This is a genomic window from Bacteroidales bacterium MB20-C3-3, assembly GCA_035609245.1.
GTDB lineage: Bacteria > Bacteroidota > Bacteroidia > Bacteroidales > UBA932 > Bact-08.
The window spans coordinates 511,748-527,026 of the sequence record CP141202.1 but is presented as its reverse complement, the minus strand read 5'-3'; the positions used below and the strand labels follow the sequence as shown (position 1 = coordinate 527,026).

The 15,279-nt window shown below is 39.9% G+C and carries 18 protein-coding genes and 1 tRNA gene; 5 read left to right on the top strand and 14 right to left on the bottom strand.

The window, feature by feature from the left end:
* Window position 1 precedes the first annotated feature (1 nt).
* The 4 genes from U5907_02295 to U5907_02280 all read right to left on the bottom strand — a co-directional run bounded on the left by U5907_02295 (window position 2) and on the right by U5907_02280 (window position 3,563).
* Window positions 2-1,918: an AAA family ATPase gene (locus U5907_02295; protein WRQ33486.1), complete on the bottom strand. Its 1,917-nt coding sequence runs from the start codon at window positions 1,916-1,918 to the stop codon at window positions 2-4.
* Between the two features lie 96 nt (window positions 1,919-2,014).
* On the bottom strand, window positions 2,015-2,293 hold the full coding sequence (locus U5907_02290; protein ID WRQ33485.1) for a hypothetical protein: 279 nt from the start codon (window positions 2,291-2,293) through the stop codon (window positions 2,015-2,017).
* A gap of 2 nt (window positions 2,294-2,295) precedes the next feature.
* Entirely contained in the window at window positions 2,296-3,123 is an 828-nt protein-coding gene (locus tag U5907_02285) for a phage antirepressor KilAC domain-containing protein (protein ID WRQ33484.1), read from the bottom strand.
* Window positions 3,124-3,236: 113 nt separating this feature from the next.
* The gene (locus tag U5907_02280; protein ID WRQ33483.1) at window positions 3,237-3,563 is read right to left on the bottom strand and encodes a hypothetical protein; all 327 of its coding nucleotides are present in this window, start codon (window positions 3,561-3,563) and stop codon (window positions 3,237-3,239) included.
* A gap of 371 nt (window positions 3,564-3,934) precedes the next feature.
* Between U5907_02280 and U5907_02275 the strand changes: the two genes are divergently transcribed.
* From U5907_02275 to U5907_02265, 3 genes are all read left to right on the top strand, one after another.
* Entirely contained in the window at window positions 3,935-4,306 is a 372-nt protein-coding gene (locus U5907_02275) for a hypothetical protein (GenBank protein WRQ33482.1), read from the top strand.
* 102 nt (window positions 4,307-4,408) lie between these two features.
* Window positions 4,409-4,576 carry a hypothetical protein gene (locus tag U5907_02270; GenBank protein WRQ33481.1) on the top strand — a complete coding sequence of 56 codons (168 nt, stop codon included), beginning with the start codon at window positions 4,409-4,411 and terminating at the stop codon, window positions 4,574-4,576.
* A gap of 7 nt (window positions 4,577-4,583) precedes the next feature.
* Window positions 4,584-4,910, top strand: coding sequence for a hypothetical protein (locus U5907_02265; GenBank protein WRQ33480.1), 327 nt, complete (start codon window positions 4,584-4,586; stop codon window positions 4,908-4,910).
* Between the two features lie 170 nt (window positions 4,911-5,080).
* Here the strand turns inward: U5907_02265 and U5907_02260 are convergent, their stop codons facing one another.
* From U5907_02260 to U5907_02235, 6 genes are all read right to left on the bottom strand, one after another.
* Window positions 5,081-6,415 carry a site-specific integrase gene (locus U5907_02260; GenBank protein WRQ33479.1) on the bottom strand — a complete coding sequence of 445 codons (1,335 nt, stop codon included), beginning with the start codon at window positions 6,413-6,415 and terminating at the stop codon, window positions 5,081-5,083.
* Window positions 6,416-6,566: 151 nt separating this feature from the next.
* Window positions 6,567-6,639: transfer RNA gene (locus U5907_02255), tRNA-Gly, on the bottom strand.
* 27 nt (window positions 6,640-6,666) lie between these two features.
* A complete protein-coding gene (locus U5907_02250) occupies window positions 6,667-8,184 on the bottom strand; it encodes a M14 family zinc carboxypeptidase (protein ID WRQ33478.1) in 1,518 nt (505 codons plus the stop codon).
* A 28-nt stretch (window positions 8,185-8,212) separates the two neighbouring features.
* Window positions 8,213-8,368, bottom strand: coding sequence for a hypothetical protein (locus U5907_02245; protein ID WRQ33477.1), 156 nt, complete (start codon window positions 8,366-8,368; stop codon window positions 8,213-8,215).
* The gene (locus tag U5907_02240; GenBank protein ID WRQ33476.1) at window positions 8,349-8,930 is read right to left on the bottom strand and encodes a zeta toxin family protein; all 582 of its coding nucleotides are present in this window, start codon (window positions 8,928-8,930) and stop codon (window positions 8,349-8,351) included. The genes U5907_02245 and U5907_02240 overlap by 20 nt, the downstream gene beginning before the upstream one ends.
* 31 nt (window positions 8,931-8,961) lie before the next feature.
* The gene (locus U5907_02235) at window positions 8,962-9,651 is read right to left on the bottom strand and encodes a DUF2400 domain-containing protein (GenBank protein ID WRQ33475.1); all 690 of its coding nucleotides are present in this window, start codon (window positions 9,649-9,651) and stop codon (window positions 8,962-8,964) included.
* A gap of 107 nt (window positions 9,652-9,758) precedes the next feature.
* Between U5907_02235 and U5907_02230 the strand changes: the two genes are divergently transcribed.
* Both U5907_02230 and U5907_02225 read left to right on the top strand, forming a co-directional pair.
* Window positions 9,759-10,136 (top strand): BlaI/MecI/CopY family transcriptional regulator, encoded by a 378-nt coding sequence (locus U5907_02230; GenBank protein ID WRQ33474.1) that lies wholly within the window; start codon window positions 9,759-9,761, stop codon window positions 10,134-10,136.
* 2 nt (window positions 10,137-10,138) lie between these two features.
* Window positions 10,139-11,410 carry a M56 family metallopeptidase gene (locus U5907_02225; GenBank protein ID WRQ33473.1) on the top strand — a complete coding sequence of 424 codons (1,272 nt, stop codon included), beginning with the start codon at window positions 10,139-10,141 and terminating at the stop codon, window positions 11,408-11,410.
* Window positions 11,411-11,485: 75 nt separating this feature from the next.
* Here the strand turns inward: U5907_02225 and U5907_02220 are convergent, their stop codons facing one another.
* The 4 genes from U5907_02220 to glmM form a co-directional block, all read right to left on the bottom strand.
* Window positions 11,486-11,737 (bottom strand): type B 50S ribosomal protein L31, encoded by a 252-nt coding sequence (locus U5907_02220; protein ID WRQ33472.1) that lies wholly within the window; start codon window positions 11,735-11,737, stop codon window positions 11,486-11,488.
* 61 nt (window positions 11,738-11,798) lie between these two features.
* On the bottom strand, window positions 11,799-12,551 hold the full coding sequence (locus tag U5907_02215; protein WRQ33471.1) for a Bax inhibitor-1/YccA family protein: 753 nt from the start codon (window positions 12,549-12,551) through the stop codon (window positions 11,799-11,801).
* Between the two features lie 26 nt (window positions 12,552-12,577).
* A complete protein-coding gene (locus U5907_02210) occupies window positions 12,578-13,801 on the bottom strand; it encodes a DUF1343 domain-containing protein (protein WRQ33470.1) in 1,224 nt (407 codons plus the stop codon).
* 1 nt (window position 13,802) lies between these two features.
* Window positions 13,803-15,197, bottom strand: coding sequence for a phosphoglucosamine mutase (gene glmM / locus U5907_02205; protein ID WRQ33469.1), 1,395 nt, complete (start codon window positions 15,195-15,197; stop codon window positions 13,803-13,805).
* Between the last annotated feature and the right edge of the window lie 82 nt (window positions 15,198-15,279).

Genomic DNA, 15,279 nt, shown 5'->3' with positions numbered 1-15,279 from the left:
ATTAAGATATATTAAGTGTTTTAAATTCCTTGTTGACTACTAGGTTGATGATCTGACAATTCATAGGGGTAATCTTAACTACAGACTCCCTATTGTCAATAAAGATGGGGGCTGCTATGCCTATGTGATTTTGTAATGCTCTGATAATGTCTAATCCTGCATTGATACGCATTGCATTGTTTAGCGACTGAAACGGGACGCCATTTACCATCGCTTGGCAAGTAGGTGTTTCTCCTCCGTTGATTTGCTTATTGAACAGCTTGAATTTGACAAATTCAAACTTAGATGATACAGCGCTCTCAACAGCTTCCATCATTAGTTTTGAGTATTCAAGAAGTAATTGCTCTTCTCCCTCATGTCCTGATAACTCCTGATTGATTGATTTTTCTTGCTCTTCTAACTCCCTGATGCGAGACTTATATTTAGTTATCAGTCCCTTATCCTGTAGGGTCTTGTTTAGATCCTGTATTTGAGCGATTGTCTCTTCTAGCCTTTTTTTGAGCATTGACTGTTCTTCAGTGTCTATCTGTTCGTCGTTTTCTGCTGATAATTCTTCAATTCTCTGTTTAAGGTTTGCGTATACATCGTCAGGAGTGTATTCAAACTCTGGTTGCACCGGCTTTGGAGGAAGCTCTGAAGTGAGTTTGACCCCTCCTAGCTCTAATACGATTGCTGCAAGCTTTTCTTTCAGGGCATCCCTTTCTGCAGTTAGGGCTTTCCCTTCTTTTGTGATCTTTTCTAGTTTGATTGCTTTTTCTTGCTGAAATGTCTCAAGAGCCTTTTCTTGAATTGAAATTATTTTATCCGGAGTGAATTCAGTCCCGCAATACTGGCAAGCGAACTTGGATTTGTCAATAATCACTTTGACATCATTAACCTTATACCATTCCTGGGTCTTTGCTTCTATTGCTTTTTGCTTTTCATCAATCATAGCAACTAAGCTTGATTGTTGCTGCTTTAATTCTTGTGCTCTTATAGCCTCTTTATCGCGCTCCCCTTTCGATCTGGTCCATTTATCCATCTCTTCGTAGAAAGATTGCATCGTTCTGTTCTTAGCTATCGCCACCATCTCTGCCATTTGTTGCCTCAATTCTAACACCTTGTTAGACCTATCCATTATGGACTGGTTCCTGACATTCATTTTCTCTGTATAAGAGGAGAGGGATGCGGTAATTGTCTCTACATCCTTTTTTTTGTCCTGAACCAATTGTTCAAGTGATGCCCAATTCAGCTCTGATGGCATCATACGATTGAGCTCCTCTATGGCCGGATTTATCTTCTCTAGGGTCTCTTTACACTTGCTGATTTTATTTCTTAGCATTTCACGATACCTCTTATCTTCCATATCTCCCATTCTCTCCAATAGGTCCAGGTAGCTATTCTTCCCTATTAGCACCATTCTAGGATCAACACCCCCGGCCATATCAAAGAGCACGCTTCTTTGTTTTTCCCAAGAAAGAGAATTAAAGGCTAGTGGATTAGTCAACAGCTTGAATTGAGATTCAAGGCACATATCGCTGACAAACTTTTCATATTCCGCCTGAGAGACGGTAATTGTGTTGATAAAATAGGTCGTTGAGTGACCATCCATAACCAATTCTTCTTTTCCGCGAGGCTTCTTCCAGTTCTCTGCGTAGGATCTGCATAGGACAACCTCTTTTCCATCCACATCAAGCAGCCCCTTCACTTCGTGTGTGAGCCTGTGTATTGGTTCGTTGTTTTCATCAAGTGTCTTAATGTCAAAAACAGAGTCTCCGGCTGAGTTTTTGCCGAATAGTAGCCAGGTAAATGCGTCAAATACCCTTGTCTTACCAGTTCCGTTATCACCCTCAATAGTAGTGGTCTCACTGAAGTTAATACTCATTGTCCCTCCTTTGAAATTCAATAGTTCAAGTGATCGTAGTTTGATTTGTTTCATAATTGCTATATTTGTGCTGTGTTCTGTGTTCGCAGTTAGTTCTGTGTTCATAGTTGTGTTAAAGGGCTGCTTGTCGTGTACTCGCGGCCCTTGTGTTTATACCCTTTGCCGCTCAAAAATTGTCGTTGAGGGGAGGATATATACCTCTGTTGTCTTAGACCTGATTAGGTCATTAATCATTGCATCAACACTCTCCCCTTTGCCGAAGTAAACTCTGTCCTTAAGCAGTACAGAGCATCCGTATTGTCTTGATATAGGATAGAATGTGAGCATCAGTAGCCTTATTTCGCAGTTAAGTTGATCCTCGATTGAGCTTATAACATCCCCTCTTATTGAGATAAGCGTTTCTTGTTGATTTAATGTAAGTTCTGTCATGATTATGCAGTTTGATGTTGTTTTCTTTTGAGGAACTTATTGACAAAGTATATTTGCCCTTTACCGGTTACTTTTGTGGTAGTAGTAACCAGGGTCGTTCCATCCGGCTTTGTAATAGAGGTCTTCTTGATCTCAAATAAGCCTAACTCCATTGCTTGTTGTGTAGGCGTATTGTAGTAGTCTCCCTTTCTGCATAGATAACCGGTGTTGCGCAGCTCTGTGAAGAGCCTGTTCTGACCTATTTCAATTCCGTTTTGTTTCAAGATTTTGGCAAGCTCGCCAATGAGGATAGATCTTTGTGATGTTTCAACCGCTCTGGCGAATAGTACCCTCGGAGCCTGATGTTGTATAGTGGCGTTAAGAGACTCATTGACTTTTGAAATACGCTCTCTCTCTGCCCTCTCGTTTTTCAACTCGGTTGCAATTTTAATGAGGAGGTCAGGATTGTTGATTAGTTCCTCAAGTCTTTCAGGTGTCGCAGTTAGGCCATACTTCCCGAGCTCTTTAATCCGATCATTGCACCATATGGCAAAAGCCGGAGAAAGCCATCGCGCAAATTCAATAGCAACATCCTCTTGCATCCACGTGCCGGAGTTAACACCACCTTTTGTTACTACTACTAATTTTTCCAAAGTTAGATTTCTTACTTTGGCCAATTCGTTGAGAAATTCCGATGTAGATTTATTTAACAACCAAAACTTTGGCTCTTTGTCAAACACCTTTGCCATCTCAGTTGCGTTGATCATAACATTATCAAACTTTGAAAATGACACCAAATGGCCTTGGTATTCAAAAGTTGAGAGAACAGGTCTGTCTAATTGTGTATTCATATAGTTGTGTGTTTAGTGTTTTCAAAATTGCCCGTCTTTCCGGGCTGTCAGCGATTCGCGGGAATGGCTTTGAATAACTTTACGCTAAGTCGCCACTCTGTTGCAAAGAGATATCATGTTCCCCGAGGGCCCTTTGTCAACTTATTCCTGCGCGTACCCTTCGCCCCGCTTGGCGAAACGTTCATATGCTCAGCAACCCCAAGGGATAGTTTTACTAAGTCTTCTCTTGAATAGTATATTGTTGAGCTCCTTCCTTTCTTTTTATTTGTTGCCTTAAGAAGCCCTTTAGCAGCCCACTCCTCAACTTGTGTCCTGGTGTATATTTCACACGCCTGACTCTTGTTAATAACAGGAGAAACAAGCCCCACCTCTGCCAGGGCTACTTTTGTCGCTTCTTTTTGCAGCTTGAATATTGCAGATAGGAGTTCGCTGTTGTCCATGGTTACGCCTCCGTCCTTTGAACTTTAATACATCCGATGCACCCCCTCTGGTTCGTTTTAAGATTAACGCCCTCCCTGCGTAATCGGGTGACAATATTTTTCACAGAATTTATTTTGTAATCCTGTTCTTTTATGACCACCCACTCATCTAAGGGGAGGGAGCGGAGGTTTTCGGATAAAGTTTTTGACCTCTTTATGCGCATATATCAATTTTTTAATATAGATTTGTCAGTAATTAAAATAAATGTACAAAGTGTATCATATTTGATTACCTAAGAACAAATATATATCAAAAATAGATACCATGTATCAAAAAGTGATTAATATTTGTGAAAAGATCTGATACACTTGTGCAATAAACAGATATTGAGATGATTAATTTTGAGGCGATCCTAAGAGAAAAAGTGATTTCAAAAACTGAAATCGCTCAAAAAATGGGAATAGAGCGCGCAAATGTTAATCGCACGCTGTCCCGTTATCAAAAAATCCTAATTGAGATTGATGATTTTTTGAAGCTATTAAACACTTCGCTTCCAGAACAGCTATTGAAAAGCGAGGAGGTAGCCTATGAGCGGATGGATCGTGGCGAAAGATTGTTAGAAGAAAATCAAACAAACAGTAATTATCAAAAACTCTACCTAGACGCCTTGACTTTTATACAGAGACAGGCGGATACGATTATTTCACAACAGAAGACAATAGAGGCACTTGTTGAAGTGTCAAAAAAAGCGAAGAGCGCATAACCTATGAGCCCCTGAAGCTGGAGCACATAGACGTCAATGTGATTAAATTCAACATCAGGGGCTCCCCGTTGAGAAAAGAGGAACTATTAAAGACTAAATGATATGAAAAGAGATGCGTTTAAATGGACCTGTCTTGCGGTTGTTGTACTCATGTTTGCCATATCGCTATATGTATATGTCAGACTAAACAGACACGAGCCCACGAACACAATGGGCATAACGTTTGATAAATGGGAGGGAAAAAGCATTACTCCATACGGTAATTATTAATAATAATATGATATCAATACCATTTTTGGCAGTGGTCACGCTGATAGCAACCCTGCTCATTAAACCAAAATCAAAAAAAACAACACGATTGTTAGCTATCTTTATTCCACTCTTCGCGCTTATCGCCCTTGTGTTGCTCTCTACTGCTGTTGTACCTGGTAATTATCAGGGAACAGCTGTCGGCGGAGGTCTTCTCGCTGCCGTTTTATCCGGTGTGATTATCAATTTTGTGCATTTGCGCAAGCTAGGAGAAAGTCCATCATCAGTCCCGATTGTGGTGCTGTCATTCTTGCTATTTATTAGTATTTTCTACTCACTTATGCAGCTAATATAAATTCACGACAGTCAAAACAATGAATAGCATCAATCAGAGGATTAGAGGCGTGGTAAAATATTCAGGCAGAACTATTAAGGAATTTGCAAGGGTAGCCGATATTCCTTATGCAAGTTTATACGCTTGTATTAATGACATACGGCCGGCTAATCTGGAAATGGTGCAGAAAATTATTGTTTTTCTTCCGGAGATTGAGGAACGGTGGCTTCTGATAGGGGAGGGGGAGATGCTTTCTCCAAAGACGATTGCAGCTCAGCGAAGAAATGATCAATGACTTTCCTATTCGCCTGGTCAATGCGGGTGTAACTCGGTCTAATGTATATATCCGTTGTTCGCATTGCCCTGTTTTGTTCGATATGATTTAGTGCTAGGTTAATGTCGTCTTTTGTAACTTCACAATTATTTCTTGCAATAGTTGCCCATGAGTGTCGGGCTGAGTAGTAAGTAATACGGGTGATGCCCGCTTTCTCACATAATCCCTTAAGACCTGAAGAAATGGCGTGATTGAAGTTGGCAGGGGTAGAGTATGTCTCTGAAAAACGCAACAGCATGCCGGAAGACTTGTTAGCGAGATATGTTTTTAAGATCTTCATTGCTTCCGGTTCAATTAGGACACTCGTCCGCCCCTTATCTTCTCTTCTATTCTTAACCTTTGTCCTGTTATATATCAGCCTTCCGGATTTAAGGCTATTTGCTTGAAGGTTGTATAGATCTACAGAGTTTATCCCAATCAGGAAAAACGATAAGAAATACACATCAAGGGCCAGTCGCTCTCTGCTTGAGAGACTGTTATAATTGTCATACTGCCGGTATAGTGGAATAATATCTTCCGCATATAGCCCTCGGTGCTCTGTTTGAGGTTGCTTTAATTTGTATTTCCGAAAAGGATAATTCTTAATTACAAAATCGCCTTCGTCTTCGTCATTGTATTCCTCTATTGCCGCATTGAAAGTTGTACGCAACTCTTTCAGCATATTGTATTGACTTGTCTCGTTTAATCCTTGATTCCTCAGATGCTCTTGATATTTCTCCAGGAAGCGTGGTTTGATCTCGTTTGAAAACAATATAGGGCGCTCAATGAATTTAACGAGAGAGTTTTTCAGAGTTTTTACATTAGCAGCCATCCCGCTTTTCCCCTTTGCTTTAAGAACGGCGATTCGCATCTCAAGAAAATCAATTAGGTTAATACCCGTTGCAGAGCGCTTACTCTTCCGTATCTCAAGTATAACAGCCTCTTTTATTTCCCTTGCAGTGAGATCATCAAGAGCGAGGGTGTTCATCACGTCCTCTACTCTCTTAAGGAAGTCATCCGCTCTCCTGTATAACCTTCTGTCACTAATCCCCAGCACAGAGCTATCCTTCTGAATCGTTAATTCCCAGTTGTTCGCTGAAATCTCAGTATCCATATAGGCATGTTTGCCATTATTGAAGATTCTCACCTGAACAGGGTAGGTTCCGTCAGCTCTTCTGTTTTTTTCAAGAATAACTATTGATGCTTTTGCCATAACCTAGAAATCTTGGTACAACTTTGGTACAACTCTTGTGCAAATATAAGCAAATATATTTGTTTATATGTGTTATTTTTTGATACGAAAAAAGCACCTACGAGGTTGCTTATTTCTCGTAGATGCTTGAAATTAAGGGGCTTTATGTTTGAGCGGTAAATGGGGTTCGAACCCACGACCCTCAGCTTGGGAAGCTGATGCTCTACCGACTGAGCTACTACCGCATAAATCCTGCTGCAAATATAACTAATTTATTGCTTTTGCAGCATTATAGCATCTGCTTCTCCTCCCAAAAGAGAGGATTTTACCTTGTATACAAATCTTCCGGATCTCTTTTTAACAATGCTGTCAATCTCCATCCACCTGTTAGATTTGTAGTTAAATACACGATACTTGCCTTTTTCTAAATTGTTAATTCTAAATATAGCTTTTCCATTTCCGGTTTCGTCTATGTAATAGTTATCACCAAAAAAAGTTCTTAATGTTCTGTCTCCTCTTCTCCATCCCTTTCCTTTTAAACTCTCAGGTTCAATTATAATGCGATTTTCTCCCGGGATCATAAGGTAGTCATAAATCGCATAGAATGTATCCTCAGCAAGCTCTTTGAGGTTATCCGGGGATACCCACTCTTCATCATGACTCTCTTTATAGAATGTATAAGGAGTTTCAAATGTAATTGCAAGTGTCCTCTCCCCAAATCTGTTCCATATCCATCCCTCTGCATATCTGGAAGCTACAGCAGAAAATTGCTGATCCTCCTCTCTGTAGAAACGCCTGTCATCCATAGTCAAAGCAGAAAGTAAAAGCTGATTGTCAAGAAATTTATTTGTTGTTGACTCTGCATTGTGTATCCAGTAAGAGGCGTAATTTGCAATCTGAGAATGCATATTTAGAAGAATATCAAGTGGCTTTTGAGCGGTTACCCTTTCAAGAGTCCTTTTAAGAGCCAGAACCTCCGGCATTGTTAAAGAATCCGGCCTGTCCCAGTTAATCTCAATATTTACCCCTGTTGATGTTGATCTTGAAAAACCGCCGTAAACACCATCAGGATTAATAAATGGGATAATATAGATTGTGCTGTTTCTTCTAAGATCTTTAGCCTCTCGAGTGTCTGACAATAAAAGGTCAGTTAGTGCCTCAAGGTGCCAGCTCGCCGGCTGCTCACTGGGGTGGGAGCGACCATGAATCCATATTTGTCTCTTCTCTTTATCATTATTATGGAGATCAGATTCATCTATTGTAATCATTTCAATTGGTAACTCCTTAGAACTATAGCCAATAATCTCCCTGGTTACAAAAGGCTTAACACTCCATTCATCAAGCTTAGATTTATGCCTGCTCCATGTATAAGGGATGAAGTGAGAAATATAGACAGTGTCTTTTTGAAATTTCTTCACAATCAGACCCTTTTCCGGATTCTCTCCTTGTGAAAACCTGGCGAAGTTTTCTCCGTCATAACTGTAGAATGGTCTGATCGCCTCTGAGTTATTAACCGCCAGGTGAACCATTTTTTCTTTGACACCCTCAATTCTGAAGTAGTACCATCTTGCACTCGGTCTTAATGAAGTGTCAACAGGGTTTAAAGGGTCAAATCGTGAATCTATCCTGTAGGATATGTAAAGTGTAGAATCTCCCTTTCCCGTATTGAACCATACAGAATCAATAAGAGTAGTTTTACCAAGGCTTCCCGATTCAAATTCTGCCGAGAAGCTTATCTGTGAAAAAATATTACTGCTGCTTAGCAATGCCAGCAGCAGTAATAAAGTCATTTTTTTTACCATGGTTTGGGGTTAGTTGTTAGAGATCTGTGGCTTTAACTTTTACCACTTTTCCCTTGTTTGAAAAGGCCAGTTCAGAATTGTTTTTTTTCTTCTCCTGAATAAGTCTATGAAATGCGAGGTTTAAACCATTGAGTATGCTTTGTCGTAGCTCTTTAGTCTCTGATTCGCTCATAATTAATTAGTTTGTTGTAGGTAGGTTTATTGTAAATTTTAGGTTCCATGTTCTTGCCACCCTCTGCAATCAGCTCCTGAGGGATGGTTGAATTATTTATTATCATCCAGTATTCACATAGCGGAATGTATAGCGAAAATAAGTTTTTTATTCCAATATCGTATCGTCTTCTGATTGTTTTTTCTTCAATATTATGACCCCCTGAAGCCACCCTCATCTTAACTCTCTCAACAGCAAGGTTGGGCATAGAAAGCCAGAAAAAAAGAAGTGTAACACGATATCCTCTCTCCTGAGCATATTTAATTATTTTCGCATATATTCTTGTGGCTAGTGTAGTTTCAATCGCAAAATCCGTGCCGTTGGACATAAGATTATCCATACGCTCAATCATTATCTTCCCGGCCTGAATTGATACGCTTTCCGGTTTAAAAGGGGAAATTCCCCTTGCTATTTCATCTGCATTAACAAATTCTTTGCAATCAAGCATCTCCGGAAGAATTGTATAAGAGGCAGTTGTTTTACCTGCCCCGTTGCAGCCGGAAATAATATATAGATTAGGCATTGGCAGATTTTTTTGAATCTATCAAATATAACTATTTTTTTTGGGAAGCGCCATATGCAAAGAGGGCAAAATCACCCATACATGGATCATCTGGAAATACCGATTTTAGAAATTCTGTAATCTCAATTGCAGTAGTGATATCTGAACTCTTTCTCTTTGTGATTCCCTGTTCAAGAGCAGCTCTGTGCACATGAACATCAAGCGGAATAATCAGAGATGAGGGAGATGTGCGTTTCCAGACACCAAGGTCAACAATTCCATCATCTCTTACCATCCATCTTCTGAACATATGGATCTTTTTGTTAGCAGCTTTGGGGTCCGGCTTTCTTCCAAATATTTTGACTCTGTATTCCTCAGGAGTGAGTGTCTCTAAGGAGTCATTTGATAAATAATATGCTCTGAGATTGTGAAATATCAACGACATTTCACACCACTTTATTGTTCTGTGGAGGGAAACGGAATCACTTCTGTATTTACCGGCCATAATATACTCGTATGGCCTCCATTCCATTTCATCCATCAATCTCCTGCAATCTCTGACGATCATCTCCCTTCTTCCCCACGCAAGATGGGCACAGAGAATACCTGATATCTCGATGTCCATAAAAGAGGCTTCTCCTTTCTGCCATAACTCTTTAAAATGACGGGGAAATATTACAGGATCACTTTTGAAGTAATCAGTGTGATTGTATTTATGAGCTAACTCTTTTAATGTGGGCATTTGAGTCTGTATTATCAAATGCAAAGATAATATCTTATCGCTAATGAAATGTTGGCACAAATATTGCAACTAAAAGATTAGTTATATAACTATTAAAATAGTTGAATATGGATAAGAGAAAAGTTAAAGAGCTGACAAAAGCTGAATTGCAAATTATGCAACTGCTTTGGGACAAGGAGAGAGCATATGTAAATGACCTGCTGGAGGAGATGCCGGAGCCTAAGCCGGCGTACAATACTGTATCCACTATTGTTAGGATACTTGAGAAAAAAGGGTTTGTCTCTCATGAATCTCATGGCAATACTCATAAGTACTTTCCTGTAGTTGATAAAGACTCTTATCTGAACTCGTTGATGCATGGAATTGTAAACTCTTTTTTTTCAGGATCTGTTGCGAATATGGTCTCTTTCCTGTCTAAAAAAGAGCAATTATCAGTTGAAGAGGCAGATAAACTCATGAAAATTATTAAGAATAAAAGTAATTAATCATGAATGCTATAATAAATTATATGGTTGAATCGCTAATTTGCGGAGCCGTTTTTTTTCTGCTTTTCAGATTGATTTTTTCAGAGGAGAATAACTATTCATTTCAAAGAGTATCAATACTGGTATCATCGCTATTGGCAGCGATATTTCCACTAATTAGTATTCCGGTTTCAAACGCTGTTGTTCCTGGGTATCTTTTAAATCCGGCATATGTAATCAGCGATTATTCTTCAGGTCTGACAACGGAGACGAGTGGACCCAATCTAATGAGCTACTCAATTTTATTTTTTGGATTAATATCGTTGTTTTTTGTTTTCAAATACCTGATTGAACTCGTAATGATATTTATACTCCAGAGTCGATCTGAAATTGTTTTCAAATCAAAATCTTACTCAATTTACCAGCAGAAAGAGATAGATACACCATTCTCTTTTGGTAAATCGATATTCTTGCCAGATTCTTTTAACTCCAGTGATAGGGAGATGATTGTCAGGCACGAACTATCTCACATAAAAAGAAATCATTCTGCAGATATTATTTTTATTAACCTTCTGATTTCTGTTCAGTGGTTTAACCCTTTTATATATATATTAAAATCTAAGCTGATTGAGATTCATGAGTTTCAGGCAGATATGGATGTTCTAAATTGCGGAGCAGACATATCAGAGTACCGAGAGCTAATCTTTTCATCCCAATTTTCTTCAGCCCCGGATATATCAAACAGCCTCCACAAGTCATTAACTTTTAAAAGATTTATTAAAATGGAAAATCTAAAACAATCAAAAGTGGGAGCCAGGCTTATTGCCTTGTTCTCTGTTGCCGCTCTTCTGCTATTCTCTGTAACTTCATTCAGCAAAGCAGATATCAAGATTCAGAAAAATGATTCTAAAGTCAATGAAGCAGTGACTTCTACAGTGGCATTACCTCAAGACACCACTAAAATTGTCCCGTTTACAGTTGTTGATGTCAAACCAAAATTCCAGGGGGGAGACGAAAATCACTTTACAAGATGGGTAGCCAGTCAACTTGTATATCCAGAGCTGGCAGTAAAAGATAGCATTCAGGGACGTGTTATTTTGCAATTTGTTGTATCTGAGAAGGGGAAAGTTGAGGATGTTAAGGTAGTGAAAGGAGTGTATAACTTGCTTGATAAAGAGGCACATAGAGTTGTTTCTCAATCTCCTGACTGGGAACCGGGTTTGCAAGATGGAAAACCTGTAAAGGTAAGATATACATTTCCGGTTATATTTTTCCTATCATCTAAGAAAAAATAAATAGAAAGATTTAAATAAAAAAACCATCTGAATGATTCAGATGGTTTTTTTAAGTGTGTGTACTTTATGGACAAATTATTTTTGTACCTTTTTGTATCTGTTGAGGAATTTATCAACACGGCCGGCTGTATCAACCAGTTTCATCTTACCTGTGTAGAATGGGTGTGAAGTGTTTGAAATCTCCACTTTGATTACAGGGTATTCAACTCCTTCGTGCTCAATTGTCTCTCTTGTATTTGCACACGAGCGTGTGATAAATACATGGTCATTTGACATATCCTTGAAAGCTACAAGACGGTAGGTTTCGGGATGTATTCCTTTTTTCATTACTATTGTTGTTAATTATTATGGGGTTGCAAAAGTACAAATATAATTCAAGAATCCAAAATTAATCTCTGTTACCGGCAAATTTGGCAAGGAGTTTAAGGATCTCAAGATATAGCCAAATCAGTGTTACCATAAGGCCAAATGCTCCGTACCACTCCATGTGTTTTGGGGCTCCTGCAGCCGATGCCTGTTCAATAAAATGGAAATCCATCATAAGGCTGAATGCGGCAACGCCTATAATCACCAGACTTATACCTATGCTAAGAGGGCCGCTGTTATGAAGCATAACAAGATTCACCCCAAAGAGTGACAGTATGATTGTAATAAAATAGTAGAGAGCTACAGCACCAACAGCAGCTGTAATGATTCTCATAAATTTCTGATCCACCTTAATTAATCTGCTTCTGTATAGAAGGAACATCACAAAGGCTGTCATCATAGTAAGCAGAACAGCATTCATAACGATTCCGGGGGCACTCTCTGCAAAAGCAGCATTAAACATAGCCGATATTGCACCTAAAAACAGACCCTCAAGAACTGCATAAACAGGAGCCAGATACTGTGCCAGGTTTGGTTTGAATGATATAATCATGGCTACAATAAATCCACCTATTACTCCACCCCACATCCAAGGCTGGATAGAGGCAGGGTTAATTGATTCATAAAAAATTTTCCAGGTATATGCTGCACCTGCAAGCACCATAAGTACAAGAACCAGGGCCTTCATTGCTGTTCCCTTTACTGTCATTACCCCTGTGGAAGATGCAGCTGCCTCTCTCCTGAAAATTTTTTCGCTTAGTACCGGATTTGACATAATCTCTTTTTTCTTTTAAATTTAATTTATTTACATCGAAAGAGCTGATCATCATACAGGAGTACCCTTTTCGCTTTTCGTATCCATTTTTGCTCCTCGTGCTTCATCTCCTCCCTAACCGAATCCCAATCTGTGTTACCTTCAAGATAATCTACCAGAAGAGGGTCTCCGCACAAGAGTTCAATTGCTCTCTTATCATTCCCTGCCTCATATTTGCCGTGACGGAAGCTGAAGCCTTCACAGCTCTCTTTGATGAACCTCATTATTCTCAAATTATGTGCCAGTGCATGGTATTGCTTTCCGGGTACCGGATGAAGCTGAAATCCGCTGCACACCTCTCCTGAGAATTTATGGAACTGAGGTATAAACCTTGTCCATCTGATATAAACACTTGGATCTGAGATTGGATTTCCTGGATCATTCCAGTTTTCGTAACCCTCTTTGCTGTTAAAATCGGCCAATACATCAATAAATGGGGCTCCAAATATTTCAAAAGGCCTTGTTGTTCCCCTTCCTTCACTGACATTGGTTCCCTCCCAAAGGCACTGCCCGCTGTAAAAATGGCAGGTAAAGAGGCCTGGGATATTTGGTGAAGGAGGTATGCTCCATGGAAGCATCTCTCTGTTGACCGATTCGGCAACATATGAGATTATATGAAGCGGAAACTTTGCATTTATCTCATTGTAAAAGTAATTTGTCAGTTCTCCAAGAGTTAGACCGTGACGATGAAGTATACCTGTCTCTCCGATAAAAGAGGAGTATCCCTCCTTTAACATTGTCCCCTCAATCTGTCTCCCCATCGGATTTACTCTGTCAATTACATAAACAGGCAAATTGACAGACTCTGCCTTTAACACTTTAAACAGGTTAAAGATTGTAACAGGATAGGTATAGTATCTTGCCCCTACATCCTGGATGTCAATTATAAGAGCATCAAGATCTTCAAGTTTATCCCTTTTAACTGAAAGACTCTCTTCACTACTACCGTACAGTGATATAAACTCACAACCGGGAGCCATACTATCATACTCAGAGCCCTCATCAAGTTTTACCTGATCCTGCAGTTCTCCAAATAATCCGTGTTCAGGTATAAATACTCTTTTTAACACCCCTTTTTTGTAGAGTGTCTCTATCAGATACTCTCCTCTCTCAGGATGCCAGGATGATTGATTGCATAGAAGGGCAATCTTACCGCTCCTAAGCACCAGATCCGGTTGTTCAGTTAAAGATGTTGTTCTGAATGAAAACATATTATTTTCCGGTTATCTCTGTAATTAAATTTATTACCTCGTCAGCCAGGGCTGCTGCTCTCTCCTCTGTGGAGGCCTCTGCATATATTCTTATTATGGGTTCAGTATTCGATTTCCTGAGGTGTACCCACATTTTCTCCTCATCAAAATCAACCTTTACACCATCAATATCAGTTACCCTTTTGTGAGAATATCTGGTTTTTACCTCTGACAGGATTTTGTCTACATCAATTGATGGTGAGAGCTCAATTTTATTTTTTGAAATAGAGTAGGGAGGATATTTTGCCTTAAGATCTGAGGCGCTGCACCTCTCTGTTGCCAGCAGGCTAAGGAAAAGTGCTGTGCCGATAAGTGAGTCGCGGCCATAATGAAGATCAGGTACAATAACTCCTCCATTGCCCTCTCCGCCGATAACGGCTCCAACTCTCTTCATCTCTGTTACAACATTTACCTCTCCAACGGCAGAAGCAAAATATTCACATCCGGCAGCTTCAGTAACATCTCTCAATGCCCTGGAGGATGAAAGGTTTGATACTGTCGCCCCTTTTCTGCTCCTTAGAATAAAGTCAGCAACAGCAACCAGTGTGTACTCTTCTCCAAATGGATTTCCATCTTCGCAAATCAGTGCAAGCCTGTCAACATCAGGGTCAACTGAAATTCCCAAATCTGCACCCTCTTTAACCACAACAGATGAGAGTTCAGTGAGATGTTCCGGCAGAGGCTCAGGGTTATGGGCAAATCTGCCCGTAGGATCACAGTTTACTTTTATACACTTTACCCCCAGCGCCTCCAGAAGCTGAGGCATTATAACGCCTCCAACCGAGTTAACAGCATCAAGAGCAACTGTAAATCCGGCTCTGTAGATTGCCTCTGTATCCACCAGAGGGTGGGAGAGAACCGCCTCTATATGCTGTTTGGAAAAGTCTCTTTTTGTTATTATCCCCAGTGTGTCAACATCGGCGTAATTGAAAAGTCCCTCCTCTGCAAATTTAAGCAGCTTTTCACCCTCATTTGCATCAAGAAATTCCCCCTTCTCATTAAGTAGTTTAAGAGCATTCCACTGCTTTGGATTATGAGAGGCAGTAAGAATGATCCCACCATCAGCCTTTTCAAATACAACAGCCATCTCAACGGTAGGAGTAGATGCAAGAGAGGCATTGACAACATCGATTCCACAAGCCATTAATGTTCCGCAGACCAGATTTTCAACCATCTCTCCGGATATCCTTGCATCTCTTCCCACAACAACCTTATACCGGCTTTTGCCGGGCAGCCTTAGCTTAAGTCTGTATGAGTATGCCGAGACAAATTTTACTACATCCGGAGGGGTAAGTGCAGTTCCCGGCTCACCGCCAATAGTACCCCTTATGCCTGAAATGGATTTAATTAGTGTCATTTTGTGCAATTATTATTCTCACCAAAGATATACAAAAAAAGAGAGTCTGAATGAAAATAAGCATTCAGACTCTCTTTAAGTG